Annotated in this window: 16 protein-coding genes; 8 read left to right on the plus strand and 8 right to left on the minus strand. The window is 49.1% G+C overall.

What is annotated here, in order from left to right; genetic code table 11:
- Positions 1 to 61 precede the first annotated feature (61 nt).
- The 3 genes from NF212_RS19440 to NF212_RS19450 form a co-directional block, all read right to left on the minus strand.
- Positions 62 to 1,870, minus strand: coding sequence for a two-component system response regulator (locus NF212_RS19440; RefSeq protein ID WP_434362464.1), 1,809 nt, complete (start codon positions 1,868 to 1,870; stop codon positions 62 to 64).
- A 3-nt stretch (positions 1,871 to 1,873) separates the two neighbouring features.
- On the minus strand, positions 1,874 to 2,506 hold the full coding sequence (locus tag NF212_RS19445; protein ID WP_434362466.1) for an Hpt domain-containing protein: 633 nt from the start codon (positions 2,504 to 2,506) through the stop codon (positions 1,874 to 1,876).
- Positions 2,507 to 3,170: 664 nt separating this feature from the next.
- Positions 3,171 to 3,731, minus strand: coding sequence for an NnrU family protein (locus NF212_RS19450; protein WP_434362468.1), 561 nt, complete (start codon positions 3,729 to 3,731; stop codon positions 3,171 to 3,173).
- A gap of 82 nt (positions 3,732 to 3,813) precedes the next feature.
- Between NF212_RS19450 and NF212_RS19455 the strand changes: the two genes are divergently transcribed.
- From NF212_RS19455 to trhA, 3 genes are all read left to right on the plus strand, one after another.
- A complete protein-coding gene (locus NF212_RS19455) occupies positions 3,814 to 5,268 on the plus strand; it encodes an ATP-binding cassette domain-containing protein (protein ID WP_434362469.1) in 1,455 nt (484 codons plus the stop codon).
- 263 nt (positions 5,269 to 5,531) lie between these two features.
- On the plus strand, positions 5,532 to 5,990 hold the full coding sequence (locus NF212_RS19460) for an FKBP-type peptidyl-prolyl cis-trans isomerase (protein ID WP_434362471.1): 459 nt from the start codon (positions 5,532 to 5,534) through the stop codon (positions 5,988 to 5,990).
- A 209-nt stretch (positions 5,991 to 6,199) separates the two neighbouring features.
- Positions 6,200 to 6,862, plus strand: a complete 663-nt coding sequence (gene trhA, locus NF212_RS19465; protein ID WP_434362472.1) for a PAQR family membrane homeostasis protein TrhA — start codon at positions 6,200 to 6,202, stop codon at positions 6,860 to 6,862.
- A gap of 64 nt (positions 6,863 to 6,926) precedes the next feature.
- Here the strand turns inward: trhA and NF212_RS19470 are convergent, their stop codons facing one another.
- Positions 6,927 to 7,391: a YaiI/YqxD family protein gene (locus NF212_RS19470; RefSeq protein ID WP_434362474.1), complete on the minus strand. Its 465-nt coding sequence runs from the start codon at positions 7,389 to 7,391 to the stop codon at positions 6,927 to 6,929.
- A 160-nt stretch (positions 7,392 to 7,551) separates the two neighbouring features.
- The gene (locus NF212_RS19475; RefSeq protein WP_434362475.1) at positions 7,552 to 8,247 is read right to left on the minus strand and encodes an SIR2 family NAD-dependent protein deacylase; all 696 of its coding nucleotides are present in this window, start codon (positions 8,245 to 8,247) and stop codon (positions 7,552 to 7,554) included.
- 123 nt (positions 8,248 to 8,370) lie between these two features.
- Between NF212_RS19475 and NF212_RS19480 the strand changes: the two genes are divergently transcribed.
- From NF212_RS19480 to NF212_RS19490, 3 genes are all read left to right on the plus strand, one after another.
- On the plus strand, positions 8,371 to 9,372 hold the full coding sequence (locus tag NF212_RS19480) for a helix-turn-helix transcriptional regulator (protein ID WP_434362476.1): 1,002 nt from the start codon (positions 8,371 to 8,373) through the stop codon (positions 9,370 to 9,372).
- Positions 9,373 to 9,374: 2 nt separating this feature from the next.
- The gene (locus NF212_RS19485) at positions 9,375 to 9,896 is read left to right on the plus strand and encodes a hypothetical protein (RefSeq protein ID WP_434362478.1); all 522 of its coding nucleotides are present in this window, start codon (positions 9,375 to 9,377) and stop codon (positions 9,894 to 9,896) included.
- Positions 9,897 to 9,979: 83 nt separating this feature from the next.
- Positions 9,980 to 10,414 (plus strand): hypothetical protein, encoded by a 435-nt coding sequence (locus NF212_RS19490; RefSeq protein ID WP_434362480.1) that lies wholly within the window; start codon positions 9,980 to 9,982, stop codon positions 10,412 to 10,414.
- A gap of 251 nt (positions 10,415 to 10,665) precedes the next feature.
- Here the strand turns inward: NF212_RS19490 and NF212_RS19495 are convergent, their stop codons facing one another.
- The gene (locus NF212_RS19495; protein WP_434362482.1) at positions 10,666 to 11,298 is read right to left on the minus strand and encodes a phosphatase PAP2 family protein; all 633 of its coding nucleotides are present in this window, start codon (positions 11,296 to 11,298) and stop codon (positions 10,666 to 10,668) included.
- Between the two features lie 336 nt (positions 11,299 to 11,634).
- Between NF212_RS19495 and NF212_RS19500 the strand changes: the two genes are divergently transcribed.
- Entirely contained in the window at positions 11,635 to 12,054 is a 420-nt protein-coding gene (locus NF212_RS19500) for an META domain-containing protein (RefSeq protein WP_434362483.1), read from the plus strand.
- 73 nt (positions 12,055 to 12,127) lie between these two features.
- Here NF212_RS19500 and NF212_RS19505 read toward each other — a convergent pair whose 3' ends face one another.
- Positions 12,128 to 13,000, minus strand: a complete 873-nt coding sequence (locus tag NF212_RS19505) for a LysR family transcriptional regulator (protein ID WP_434362485.1) — start codon at positions 12,998 to 13,000, stop codon at positions 12,128 to 12,130.
- A gap of 96 nt (positions 13,001 to 13,096) precedes the next feature.
- Between NF212_RS19505 and NF212_RS19510 the strand changes: the two genes are divergently transcribed.
- Positions 13,097 to 13,333, plus strand: coding sequence for a hypothetical protein (locus NF212_RS19510; RefSeq protein ID WP_434362487.1), 237 nt, complete (start codon positions 13,097 to 13,099; stop codon positions 13,331 to 13,333).
- Positions 13,334 to 13,404: 71 nt separating this feature from the next.
- On the opposite strand, the gene NF212_RS19515 is transcribed toward NF212_RS19510, so the two are convergent.
- Positions 13,405 to 14,166 (minus strand): DeoR/GlpR family DNA-binding transcription regulator, encoded by a 762-nt coding sequence (locus tag NF212_RS19515; protein ID WP_434362489.1) that lies wholly within the window; start codon positions 14,164 to 14,166, stop codon positions 13,405 to 13,407.
- Positions 14,167 to 14,228: the final 62 nt, after the last annotated feature.

The following is a 14,228-nucleotide window of genomic DNA, read 5'->3' on the forward strand; positions in this document are numbered from 1 at the left end:
ACGTTAAACCCAGAAACACAAAGGCCGGCAACTGTGCCGGCCTTTGTGTTTTCTTGATGACCTACTGGATTTCAGACAGAAGCGCAGGCCGGTGGATGAAAAACCCCTGCGCATAGTCCACGCCAATGTCCCGCAGCAGATCCAATGCCGCCTGGTCTTCAACGCACTCTGCCACCGTTTTACGCTGGGTTTCGCAGGCGATAGCCACTACCGACTCCACCATCATGCGGCTGATTTTCTCCTGCACCAGATCCCGGACAAAAAGTCCATCAATCTTAATCACATCAACATCAAGCTCTTTCAGGTACGCATAGGAGGATGTCCCGGTCCCGAAGTCATCCAGTGCAAACTTACAGCCCATCCGGCGCAGGCGTTCAATAAAGGCATTGGTGCGTTTGATATCAGTCAGGACCGACGTCTCCGTGATCTCGAAACAAATCTGGCTGCCATCAATACCGGATTCACGAATCAGGTTTTCTGCATACTCAGCAAAAGAGCTCTTGGCGATGGTCTCGCCGGAAACATTGACGGCCAGCTGGTAGTCAAAATTGTGCTGTTTAATCTGTTGGAGCGTGTTATCCAAAACCCACTGGTCGATAGAGGAAATAAGGTGGAAGCGCTCAGCAACCGGGATAAAGTTGTTGGGTGGGATGATACTGCCATCCTCCCCCCGCATCCGGACCAGCATCTCGGCTTTCTTGACGTCGCCGGTTCGGATATCAATGATTTTCTGGCCGCACAGTAACAGGTCATCATTCTCGATTGCCCGCTGTATCACTGGCACCCAGCGCATTTGCTGCTTGTTCTTTTCAATGTGGCTCTTGGTCATGTTGTAGACCGTAATCTCACCGCCACCCTTGTCTTTAGACTGGAAGCAGGTCCGTTCCGCAATATTGACCAGCTCCTTGGCATCATCAAAGGTATTGTCGATTTCAACCAGCCCGTAACTGGCACTGGCTTTAATCAGCTCACCGCTGTGTTCCAGCCGGTATGCCTCTACGGCCTGCTTGAGCAAAAAGGTTTTCTGCAGCGCCACTTTAATATCCGGCATCTGCGTCAGTACGCCAAATTCATCCCCCCCCATCCGCGCAATCACGTCGCCTTCATCCAGGGTTTCCTGAAGGACTTTAGTCAGTTCCTTCATCAGCCGGTCACCCACAGAACGGTTGAAAGAGTCATTGATCACCCGGAACTGGTCTAGGTCGAGATAAATAAAATAGTACCGGGTATCCGCATCACTCAATTGATGCTGCATGGCTTTGCGCACTTCCAGCATCATCGAACGGCGGTTATAGATATGGGTAACAAAATCGTAGCGGGAAAGGTAGTCGAGCTTTTGCTGCAGTTGAATACGCTGCTCTATTTCCAGTCTCAGGGAGTTGTTGGCGCTGGTGAGTTTCTGGGTCCGTTCTTTGACCTTTTCCTCAAGCGTATTGTTAAGGCTTTTAAGCGCAAGGTTGAAATCTTCCAGTGATGTCCTCAGCCGGGAAATCTTAATGTGGGTATGAACCCTGGCCATGAGTTCATCCAGCCTGAAAGGTTTAAGAATGTAATCAACACCGCCGGCATTGAACGCATCCTCAATTTCATGGTCACTCCCGGTCAGGAAAATAACCGGGAAATGCATACTGGCTTCGTCACTTTTCAGCCGGTTACAAATCTCAATACCAGACAAGCCCGGCATGTGGATATCAAGCAGAACCAAATCAGGACGCTTATCCTTTGCAAGCTGGATTGCCTTTTCCCCTTCTTTGGCCACCAAAACTCTGTGACCCGCCTTTGCCAGCAGGCTGCTGACATTGGCTAACACTACCGGATCGTCGTCGACCACCAAAATTACTGCATTTTTGGTACTGACTTCTCCAACCATAAATTATCCTTTTTCTTTAAGAATCCTGTGCGCAGTGTCGTAATCAAACCGTTCAATAGCTGACATCACCAGTTTTACAATCGGCAACCCCACAGCACATTTTGCTGTGCTTTTGTATTCGTGCACCAAGGTATCCGGGATCACTTCATAGTTTGACAGGCAACGCATCAGATCCTCTTTGATCTCCGGATAGGCTCTAAACACTTCATCCGGGTCATCGTCCCCTGGGTAGCTTTCATTCATTGCTACAATCTGTTCCGCATCCTGGATTGAATCGAGTACCAGCGTTATCAATGTCTCTCTCTGCTCGTCGCTGAGTGCAATCCCGTTGATAACCTGCTGCTCATACTGCTCTGCCACTTCATACAGACGCTGCATTCCCAGGGTGCCGCTGGAGCCTTTAATAGCGTGGATACATTCCCTTATCGGCTTCATTTCCATGCTTTCACAGCACGCTGAAAAACGGGAACGGAATTGCCTGTGTTCGGCAATGTAGATAGCCAATACCCTCAGGTACAGGCGTGGGTCATCAGCAATCTGCGGATAATGTGTGCCAAAGTTAACCGTCACAAGGGACTCAGGCATCCGCAACCCCTGATTATTGAGTTCATTTTTTGCGTATTGCTGGTTGGACATCGAATTCACCGGCTTTAGCAGGATTCTCCTGCTTCCTTTTCAACGACTAAGGCAGTCCTATGCAAACCGACGGACAAATGAAACGTGTGTAACGATATCGACACACCGTAATTTGAGTGTAGACCACAATATGAAACCGATGTGACTGCAACAGATTAAAAACGCACATATTTCATTGAGCTCAGGACGCTTCTGGATTTAATCCCGACAGCACTGAATATTTGCCGGTTGTGTAGATTAACGAAAAAAGCGTGCTTGAAAACGTGATGGATGACCAACTGGACACAATTTCAGGCCAATAAATTTCCCCTTAATGAAATATCTTTCATAGAAATTTTGCGTTTCCGAAGGCTGCTTCCGGTACGGATTAGACATTGTGGAAGTCAGGTGGAACATCAGGCAGGTATTTGTTTTTGAAACCACACCGTTGTTTTTGACCCAAGCAAAAGAGCGGTAGAAAAACGGTTCAGCAACACGGTATGGCGTGATACCTGTCCATGGAGGAACAACCAAGGGATATTGGGGTACTGCTGAATATGCCTGAGTGAATGGGCAACGCCTCACCGGCTTGTCTCGGGGTACCGCCGGCTAAACCAAGCTGGTTTTCGGCGGTACGGTTCACGGGAAATAAGCCTTCAGGCATCCGCCTGACCGTGGCAGGCTGTCAGCGAAGCGGGACACCCGCAATATAGGGATGAAGAAATACCACCACAACCATAATCACCAGGCTGACGGCAGTGAACCTGGCCTCTTGCATCCATGTCGGGACAGACGGCTTTTTCCACTCACCTTCACGGCGGTTGATCAGAATAATTTCAACGATGGCCCAGAGCCCCAGACCGCCAAACAGCACCAGAGAGCGGCTGTCACCATTTGAAATCAAGTGGGCAACCGACCAGACAATCACACTGGTTAGTTGCGGGTGCCGGACATACTGCTTGATACGGGACGTGGTCTTTGCCGCACCAAACAGCAGAAAAGCGACAATCATCAGCACCAGGGTGACCAGCCTCATGCCAGGTGAGGTGGTGTACAGATATTCCGGTACGGAAGAACGCCACCCCAAAACAATGAAAACCAGAGACAGCACGATCAACAGCGAAAAAATGCCTTTGTACCCATTCTCACCGAAGCGCCCAACCATTCCCTGTTTTACGCCAGGTGCAGCGGATGGAATGAAATGCACCAGTGACCAGATAACCAGTCCCAAAACCAGATAGCTCATATTTCCTCCCTGAAGCGTGTCCTTTCCGTGGATGTTTTCTTATCAGATTGGTAATAATGTACGGGAAGGATGAGAGGGAACAATGTGTATTTTTCTGGAAAATATTGAAATTACTGACCAGGAAGGTCAAAAACTTACGCTGAACGCGACAATCAACAATGGCGAGCAGTGGGTCATATTTGGTGCCGACGACACCGTCTCCAACCATTTGGGAGATCTGCTCTGCGGTGACCACATACCGTTGAAAGGAACCCTGGACAACCAGCACCAGCGTGTTGCCTGTGTATCCCTGGAGCGCCAGCGTAAACTGTTGGAAGAGGAGCTTGAGAACGACGAAACCGACCTCCTCGACCGGTTTGATATCGGCCGGACGGTTCAAGACTTTGTGGATGCGGCCATTTCCGATGAAGGGGAAAAGCGTGAGGTCATGGCAGAGTTCGACCTTCACCGGATAGCGGACAAAGGGTTCCGCCAACTCTCCACCGGTGAAACGCGCCGGCTTATGTTAGCACTTGCTATCACGAGTGCCCCAGGCCTGCTGGTATTGGACGATCCTTTCGCCGGGCTTGATATAGAACATCAGTCCTGGCTGCGGGCATTGCTTGAACGCATTGCGGCAAACCACCAGATGGTAATATTTGTCTCCAGGGAAGACGAAATCCCGGCCTGTACCACCCATGTCGCCCTGCTGGATCATGAAAAAATCAGTGAAGTAATCCCTTACAGCCAATGGGCAACGCATCCGGTGAATGAGCACATCCGCTCCCTGGCGCAGACACAGGCTTCCGATCTTATCGGACATATCAACGCCTACCCACCGGCAACACACCCGGATCCCCTTATCCGGATTAACGATGGCAAGGTGGAATACACCGAAGCCAAAATTTTCAGGGACCTGAACTGGACGCTGAACAACGGAGAACACTGGCAGATCCGGGGGCCAAACGGCTGCGGGAAAAGTACCCTCCTCAACCTGATATTCGGTGACCACCCGCAGTGCTACAGCAACGACATTAACCTGCTGGGCATACAACGCGGCAGTGGTGAATCGGTGTGGGAAATAAAGAAGCACATCGGTATGGTGTCTTCGTCTTTACACCTCCAGTACCGGGTGAACAATACCGCCCGTGAAGTGGTGGTATCCGGCCTGTTTGATTCCATAGGGCTCTACCAGCGAACCTCCGCGCCGCAGTGGAAAGAAGCCGATGCGTTATTGGATTTGCTCCAGCTCGGTAAACACAAAAACACCCGCTTCAAGCAGCTCTCCTATGGCCAACAGCGGCTTCTGATCATCGCAAGGGCGCTGATAAAACGTCCGCCTATCCTATTGCTGGATGAACCCTGCCAGGGGCTGGACATCCTTAACAGGAACCTGATTCTGTCATCGCTGGAACTGCTGGCTTCAACCCGGTTGACGCAGATTCTCTATGTGACCCACCACACGGCGGATACACTCCCCAGCATCCGGAATTTTCTGGATTTTGTCCCAGATCCGGAGGGTGGCTACCACTTTGAAATTCAGCGCAATGAGGGTTAAGTAGCACACCGGAATCTTCTGATTTCCGGATATTTACGTGCCGTAGGTCACAAATGCCCGGCTGTAATCTGATGGGAAATTTGGCTGTGTTAGCATTTGGTTATACCGAATGGATAATTTCGTTGGTCCGACATGACTTAGGAATAGTCCGATTGGTATTGAGAGCTTGGATGGTTTTATTTTCGCTCTTCGGGCGAGCCGGACACTTTTGCCTAAGAAGTGCCAGTCGCACACATACACCGCCGGAACCAAAGGACGGCTATATGATTGAAAACAACAAAGTCGTATCAATCGATTACACCGTGAAAGATGAGTCTGACAACATCATCGACACTTCAGAAGGTAAAGAGCCGCTGGCATACCTTCACGGTGCAGGCAACATTATCCCTGGATTGGAAAAGGCGCTGGAAGGTAAACAGACCGGTGACGAATTTGATGTAGAAGTTGCCCCAGGCGACGGCTACGGTGAATACAACCCTGACATGGTCCAGGAAGTTCCCCTTGAAGCATTTCAGGGCGTGGACAACGTAGAACCTGGCATGGCTTTTACTGCACAGGGCCCACAAGGTCAGGTTCAGGTAGTGGTTACCCAGGTAGAAGACGGCCAGGTTACCGTGGATGCAAACCACCCGCTGGCCGGTAAAACCCTTACCTTTACCGGCACCGTCCTTGAAGTGCGTGACGCAACAGAAGAAGAAGTGGCACACGGCCACGTCCATTAATCTATTCTGTCGATAATATCCAAAGGGTAGCCCAGAGCTACCCTTCCTTTTTCAGTGTGTTAGTCAGCACCCTAATTTCCCCCTCGTTCTCCCCTGTCACTGTCATCAAAGCTTAAGGAGAGACATTTACAATTTTCAGCTTACAAGTGTTCGCTAAAATGTGCCATACTGCACTGAGTTAATACTCAAATAACAGATGTGAGGGATCCATGACCACTCAAGCCATCAAGCGGGACGGGTATTCGTTTGGGGAAGAGATAGCCAACAGTATCAGCCACGGACTTGGGGTGATTTTCGGTATTACCGGCCTGGTATTGCTTTTGGTTAAAGCCGTCTCAGACAATGCTGATGCCCTGACCATTACCAGCCTGAGCATTTACGGCGGCAGTATGATCCTGCTCTACCTCGCCTCTACGCTCTATCACGCCATTCCGTTTGCCAAAGCAAAACGGGCGCTGAAAACCTTCGATCACTGTGCCATTTATTTGCTGATAGCCGGCACCTACACACCGTTCCTGCTGGTCTCTCTGGGAACACCGCTGGCAATCACCCTGATGGCAGTCATCTGGTCCCTGGCATTGATTGGTATCGCCATCAAAGTAGTTTTTGTTTACCGGTTTAAGAAGTTGTCCCTTGCGACTTACCTCGGCATGGGCTGGCTCTCACTGGTCGCCATTTACCCGCTGGCAAAATCCCTCTCAGCCGGCGGTCTTATCCTGCTCACCATCGGCGGCCTGCTCTATTCCCTTGGGGTGATTTTCTACGTGAACAAGAAAATCCCTTACAACCATGCGATCTGGCACCTGTTTGTACTCGGCGGCACTGTCTGCCATTTCTTCGCAATTTATTACTACGTAGTCCAACCGGCTTAATCGCCACGCCAGATACAACAAAGGTCAGCCGAGGCTGACCTTTGTCCGTTTGAGGTAGCGCTTACTACTTCTGGCCAGCAGCCCGTTTGGCGCGGACAATCCATTTATCCAGTTCATTGCCAAACTGTTGTTTCTCTTTTGGGCCCAGCGGTGGTGGCCCGCCGGTATTGACACCGCTTGAACGCAGGGTATCCATAAAGTCACGGATATTAAGGCGAGAACGGATATTTTCCTTGGTGTACAGCTCACCGCGAGGGTTCAGCGCGGTGCAGCCTTTATCAATTACCTCTGACGCCAGCGGGATATCCTGGGTCACCACCAAATCCCCCGGATTCGACCGGAGCACAATTTCATTGTCTGCCACATCAAAGCCCGATGTAACCTGCACAAATTTCAGGTAAGGCGACGGCGGCAACCGCAGCGCATGGTTGGCAACAAAGGTCGTCAGGATTTCAGTGCGCACCGCAGCGCGGTAAAGGATTTCTTTGATAGCGACCGGACAGGCATCCGCATCAACCCAAATATTCAAAAGCAGGCTCCATCAGTAAGCACCCCACCGGATGCGAAGAATTGTTGGGAGTTTAACAGATAGAGGGGCGGTGAAATATCTCTGTCTATGCCCATACCCTCTTCAAGCCGGCACAAGTTACCACCTGTCATTCAAAAAGGCCGAGTTCTAATTTGTTTTTCTAATTTTTACCAAGCCAATCGGCGCAAACGCTTGGCACCAATTCCGAAGCGTTTCCCCTCAGGAACACGTATCCAAACGGTTTTTTCTTGATTTCTTTGGAAATAAGTATCTTTTCCGCATGAAATCGCGCTTTATTCAGTAGTCTCGCAGCAGGTTGAACAGTGAGAGAGCTACCAACAGCCAAAACCTTGTCAGCTGATCTTATCAGTCGTCTCGCTTCATCCAAGTGCAATACTTGCTCACCAAAAAGCACGATGTGGGGGCGCAGTTGTGAATTTTGCTCACAACATTGTCCCATCAATATCGGCTTGCCATACCAAGGATATACCAATGTTGGATCTACGCTGCTCTGGGCTAGGTTAATCTGACCATGCAGGTGGATAACCTTGGAGCTTCCTGCCCGCTCGTGCAAATCATCCACGTTTTGAGTAATGACTGTAACGTCATATCCTTGTTCAAGGTCAGCTATCGCTTTATGCGCAGCATTGGGTTCAGCATTGTTGGCTTTCTCAATGCGATCGTTATAAAACGCTAAAACAAGCTCAGGGTTATGTTCGAAAGCTTGCTTTGTGGCCAGACTCTCTACCGGCAGTTGATTCCAAAGTCCGTCACTATCGCGGTAGGTTGCTAGTCCACTTTCGGCGCTGATGCCTGCGCCAGTAAAAACCACAATTTTCTTTTTGTCTGATCCCACTATTATCTGCTCGATTTGTGATGATGGGTTCAAGATACTCGGTGTTAACGACAACCGCTGTCGTCAACAGATGTATAATCGGATATATTAGCTATCTCATTAGAATCACTACGTTAAACCTTGATGGAACGCGCTGAGAAGGAGCTAAAAAGCTTCGAAAACAAACGGGCAGTGCTCGCAAAAGTGCCCACGAGAGGCAAAATTACTGCGCAGTTAATTCAGCAAAGACTGGAAGCAGAAAGCAAGACATTATCACTAAGAAGCGTGCAACGCATTCTCAAAAGTCTCGGTCAATATGGCGTTATAGCAGATAAAGGCAAACCGATTGGCTGGTCACGGGAGCCAGGGCTTGATGTAGGTTTAACGAAGATGGATTTGAGTACCGCCATTACCCTGCATCTTGCTGAGAAATATCTAAAGCAAGTTTTACCTCCCTCTTTATTCAAGAATTTAGAATCGCACTTCAGCGGCGCAAGATTCTATCTTCGATATGAAAACAAAACGCCCCAGGGGCTTTGGCCACGCAAAGTGTATATCCACCAAAAAGGTATGCCTTTGCTTCCCCCAACGATTGATGCAGAAACGATAAACCTTATTTACAAAGCGGTACTTGAAGAAAAATGCATCAGGCTGGTTTACCGTTCAATGTCCTCTGAAAAAGAGCAGCGAGTACTGTTTCACCCTTACGGCATCGTTGTGCGTGGAGAGCGGAACTATCTGGTCGGAAAATTTGACGGCTACAGCGATGTTCGCCAGTTGTCGTTCAACCGCGTGATCAGCGCAGAATCTTCATACTTCCCGGCGATTTTTGATGATGACTTTTCGCTTGAGAAATACGTTCAGCAGGGGGAAATGGGTGTTACCCGCAGTCTAGATAAACTGGCGATTAAGCTATGGGTCACGCCTGTTTTTGCAAGGATCCTTGATGAAACCCCACTGTGTGAAGATCAGTTAATAGAACCCAAAGATGACGATTTTCTCGTTCACGCAAGCGTGGATGACACCGATGAGCTTCGCCATTGGTTACTGTCTGTGTGTAACCATGTGACAGTGGTAGAGCCTTTGGCTCTGCGTTTAGAAATAAAACAAACCCTTAGAGATAGTCTATCGTGGTATGAGGATTAAAGATGTGTGATTCAGAAAACAAAGCAGTACCTATTATTGATGTTTATTGGAAAGGTCCAATTGCCCTAAGAGATCTCAAAGTTGTCAAGCATTCCGAGTCACAAGTACTTTATCAAATCTATGGGCATCATCCTGTATATGGACCAGATAGTCTCCTCTATATCGGAAAAACGGAGCAGTTGGAGGGTGTGAAGGACAGACTTCCAGAACACAAATGGATTGATAGTCAATGCGATGACTGCAAAATTTACTTCGCAAGTTGTGGCGAATTTGTTGATTGGCAAACTTGGGATTCCTCGGGAGAAGAATATCCAAAGTATGATTCCTCAAAAACAGGAATAGATATCAGACATATTGAATCTCTGCTTATCTATGCGCATCATCCGTCAGGGAACTCTCAATCAATCCAATCTTTAAGTATTGATATCCCGACACATTTCCGTCTCTTTAACACTGGAAAACGTAAAGCACTTGAACGTGAGCTAAGTACTCAGTATTTCGGTACTGTTAACTGCAAAAAATAACTAAGGCTCTATAAAATCGTAAACGACAACTCTCGTCGTACCCTTGCGGCATACTCTCTCCAACTAACTGGAGAGAGTATTTTATGTCGAGGAACACATTTCGCTTAGCCGAACACTACGCGCCCATTCAGAGCCAAATCTTCGACGAGCGTGAGGATATAAACGCGCTGCACGAGAAGTATGGTGAGCGCGTCGCTGAATGCCTGTTTTTGTCCCATATCGTTGAAAAACTTGAATCACAATTTTGCGGCGAGAATTTACTGGCGATTGCAAGCCAATTGATTGAATTTGAACTATCGCGGTTTCAGCCGCCTGAGTTAATTCCAATCGATGAGGGACAGAATTTCTTCAAGGGAGAAATCGTCCATTTCTCAGACAGTGCATTGGTATTGAAAATTAACTCGTACCAATTCCCAACATGGCAGTTGTTGATAACTGTTGTAGCAAGAAGTGTCTTTGCCCTGTTTCCCAATATTCATCAGCAATCACATTTTGAGTTTTCAGCCGTGAGCCTGTAAGAGCTTCATTTGAATTCGTGGCAAATCTGTACGTCTTTCTCTGTTTCCCTGAATCCAGTTAATCCGAAGTGGCTACATTCGGGCATGAACACTAACTCACATCAGTCCCAAAGTGAGTTGTGTTGTCCACCTTTTCAACAATTATTATTCCTGCCCAAGCAAGAATTCAGTGCGGTGTGCTATTGGGGGCTATGTAAACGAGGAAGTGGACAAGTGGACACGTTGCAAAAAAGGGCCGGAGCCCCTTTCCATCAAGCGTTTTGAACCTTTCGCCGGTGAAGAACCCGGTTAACAACGTTCACAAACAACGGAACTAACAGGCAAATTGCTGTTGCAAAGGCAACGGAGCCGAAGAGGTCTGTCGGCCAGTGCATTCCGAGCCACAGGCGGCTTGTGGCAACCATTCCGGCCCAGCCAACAATCAGCATTGCACTCAGGCGGTAGCCTTCAGCCAGCAACAGACCGCCCCAGAAAACAGCGACAGCCGCTGCAAAAATAGTATGGCCGGAGGGGAATGAATAATTGGTTTCACCTTGCCAGTGTTGTAAGCGCCAGTGGCTTACCAACCCTTCTGCACTTTTTACTACCTCTTCACGCTGTGAGGGGGTGATTTGGTAAAACTGTGCTTCTGAATCCACTTTGCCCAGTTCAGTCAGCACCTGCGAATAAGGGCGGGGCTCCTGGGTAACCTTTTTCAATACCGTTTTGGTAACCAGGCTGCCACCCAAGACAAAACCAAAACACAACAGGGCAACCAGAATGCGGTCGCGTGACCAGCGCAAGGCAAAGGGGACCAGGCACAGCAGTGTGGTGGTAATCAGGAAACCTTCTTTACCGGCAGACCAGGAAAGCACCGAAAACACCAGGCCGGATGTATCAGACACAGGGCCGGTAAATCCCGTGCCTTTTAAAAGGAATGTGGAAACGGCGATAAAACATGCCAACACCGCAGCGCATATTAAGCCGTATTTATTTCTAAAAACCATATTACGCATCGCTTAAATTTATCGTACAAATATCATAATTCGTTTAAGCGGTGAATTTTACGACGTTTCGTCAGAAAAGGGATATTTTTTAGTTAAGAGCCGAAAAATGGCAGTACAAAGCATTGGAAAAGTAGGGGGATCGCGCTATAAATTCCCTACATTCTGAGCCTGAATCGCATCCCAAGTCTTCGCAATGTCAGGCCACTCTCATTTCATTCATACGGGTGATTAATCGTGAAAAAACGTGTACTTCTGGCAATGGTTCTGCCTGCATTTATGGCTGCGTGTTCAAGCACTGGTGGCGATATGAACAAAGTAACTGAAGCACAACTGGCACAAAACTGGGTTCTGACTTCTATCGACGGCCAACAGGTTGCCAAGGATGAAAGCGCTCCTACGCTGAACCTGAACGCGGCGATGGAAGCAAACGGCTTCGCAGGCTGTAACCGCTACTTCGGTAAAGCTGAACTGAAAGACGGTAAACTGCGCCTGGACAACATGGGCATGACCCGCATGGCGTGTGCTGAACCAGAAATGAAACTGGAAGATTCTGTTGCCAAGTCTCTGTCTGACTGGAGCGCGGTATCTGTAAAAGGCGGCCAGATGACTCTGACCTCTGGCGAGCATTCACTGGTATTTGCGCCTGCAAAATAATTGCCGGGTTTGACTGCTAATTGACCGCAAATGGGGAAGCGACATGCTTCCCTTTTTTGTTGCAGTTTTCCCTTTATACAACCCCACTCACCGCCAGAAAACGATCCCGAGCCGGGTCATCAATCGCCGGGTTCCAGGCAATCCCGACATCCCATGCTGAGTACTTGCCGGATAATGGCACCAACACCACGCCCTGGCTGACGATATTGCTGATACTTGCGGGGACAATGGCACAACCTATTCCCGCAGCCACCAGCGCAACCAGTGTGTGGAGATCTCGTGCTTCCTGAATATACTCCACCGGCTGGAACCGCAGCAGGAAATTATCTACCTGGGTATTCAGGCCGGGGCACCGTCCGTCTACCATTTTCATCAGTTTTAACGGTTGCTGATGCAAATATTGTTCGGCATCAAACCCGTCGCTTTTCAGCGCCAGAGGGATAGCCAAGACCAGCTCATCCCGGCGGCTATAGCGCCACTGCAGCCCGTCTTTAACCGGCTTTCTCATATAGCCCAACTGCATTTCACCAGAGAGGAGGAGCTCTTCCTGAAACGCCGACGGCATATCCTGGAGGTATACGGCAACATCCGGGGCGACAGTGCGGAATTTTGCCACCTCTGTTGGAGCTGATTGGTAGCTGGAAATACCAAACCCAATATATAACCTGCCACTTTGGCCGGCGGCCAGGTCAAGTGCCGTTCGCTCAAACTGTTTCCCCTGATCCACCAGCGCCCTGGCGTAATCGAGTAGCTGCGAGCCTTGTGAGGTAAGTTGTGCGCCATGCCTGCCTCGCATAAACAGTGTCACACCGAGGAATTTTTCCAGCGACTGGATCTGTTTTGTCAGCGCAGGTTGGGTAATAAACAGCCTTTCCGAGGCTTCACGGAAATTGCCGCAATCACTCAGCGTCACAAACGCCTGGAGTTGTCTGAGATCGAATTTCATTCCATTTGGTAATCGAATTAGGATTTTTATTGATTTTATCTTATTGAAGGTAATTGTTCTAATTGTCAGCAGATTCCCCTACTAGGACAATTCCCTATGGAAAACGCTTACCTGTTTTTAATCAAAGACAGTATCACCCATCCGCTTCACTCAGATGACCCGGATGCACCCGCCATTCTTGCCAGCCTGATAAAGCAGGATTTTATGGTCTCTCCTTTTGTCGCCAGTGCAGCGAACAGCCAGCAGGCACTCGCAATACATGAGCAGCACGAAGAAATGTTTGGCAGCTTAGATATAAGGACAATCCGCAGGATGCAGCACCTGAAGGGATAGGATTTCCCCCGCCTTCCAATGATTCCTTCTGGTGCTTGCTTTACGCAGCATGGCGGGCTTTGCCCGCCATTTTAGCCCGCCAGCACTGTCACCTTTTTGTCTGCCAATACCGCCAGGTACTCTTTGGGCAAAGCACTGTCTGTGACCAGGTAATCGACATTATCCCAGCCACACACCTGCACCAGAGCCTCACAATCTACCTTGCTGTGATCAGCTAGAATTACCACGCGGCGGCTTTGGGCAATCATTGCACGGGCAATTTCCGCCTCTTCAAGGTTGTAATCGGTCAGGCCGGACTGGCTGTGGACACCGCCGACAGTGACAACAGCCCAGTCAGCGTGGAATGCCCGGATCTGCCTGACTGCCATCGGCCCGTAGGTTTCTCGCAACCGGGCATTGTAATCACCACCGACAAGTATCGCCTTGCTTGATTGCTGTTCCCGGTTAAAGCAATCTGCCACATCTGCACTGTTGGTGATCACGGTGACACCATCCACACCTGACAGATATTGGGCAAAGACTGAGGTTGTGGTTCCCGTATCGATAAAAAGGCTGTCACCTGGCTTGAACAACTCTATGACTGTTCGGGCAATTTTATCTTTTTCTTCCACAAAAGAGTGCCGTCGTTTGTCGACCGGGTCTTCCATGGCTGTCTGAGGCAACACGGCTCCACCGTACACTTTCCTCACCGTACCGGCCGCAGCCATCCTTGCCAGATCCCTTCTAACCGTTTCTTTAGATAAGGAAAATTCTTTCGCCATCTCTTCTACGGTAACAATATCCCCACTCTGTAGCATTGAGAGTATTGCTTGTTCCCTTTGTGCGACTTTCATAATTCATTAACGCCCGATTAAACATTTCTTAAAATTATAATTGACCGATCGGTAATTCAAGG

It is taken from the genome of Parasalinivibrio latis (assembly GCF_036825535.1).
Lineage (GTDB): Bacteria > Pseudomonadota > Gammaproteobacteria > Enterobacterales > Vibrionaceae > Parasalinivibrio > Parasalinivibrio latis.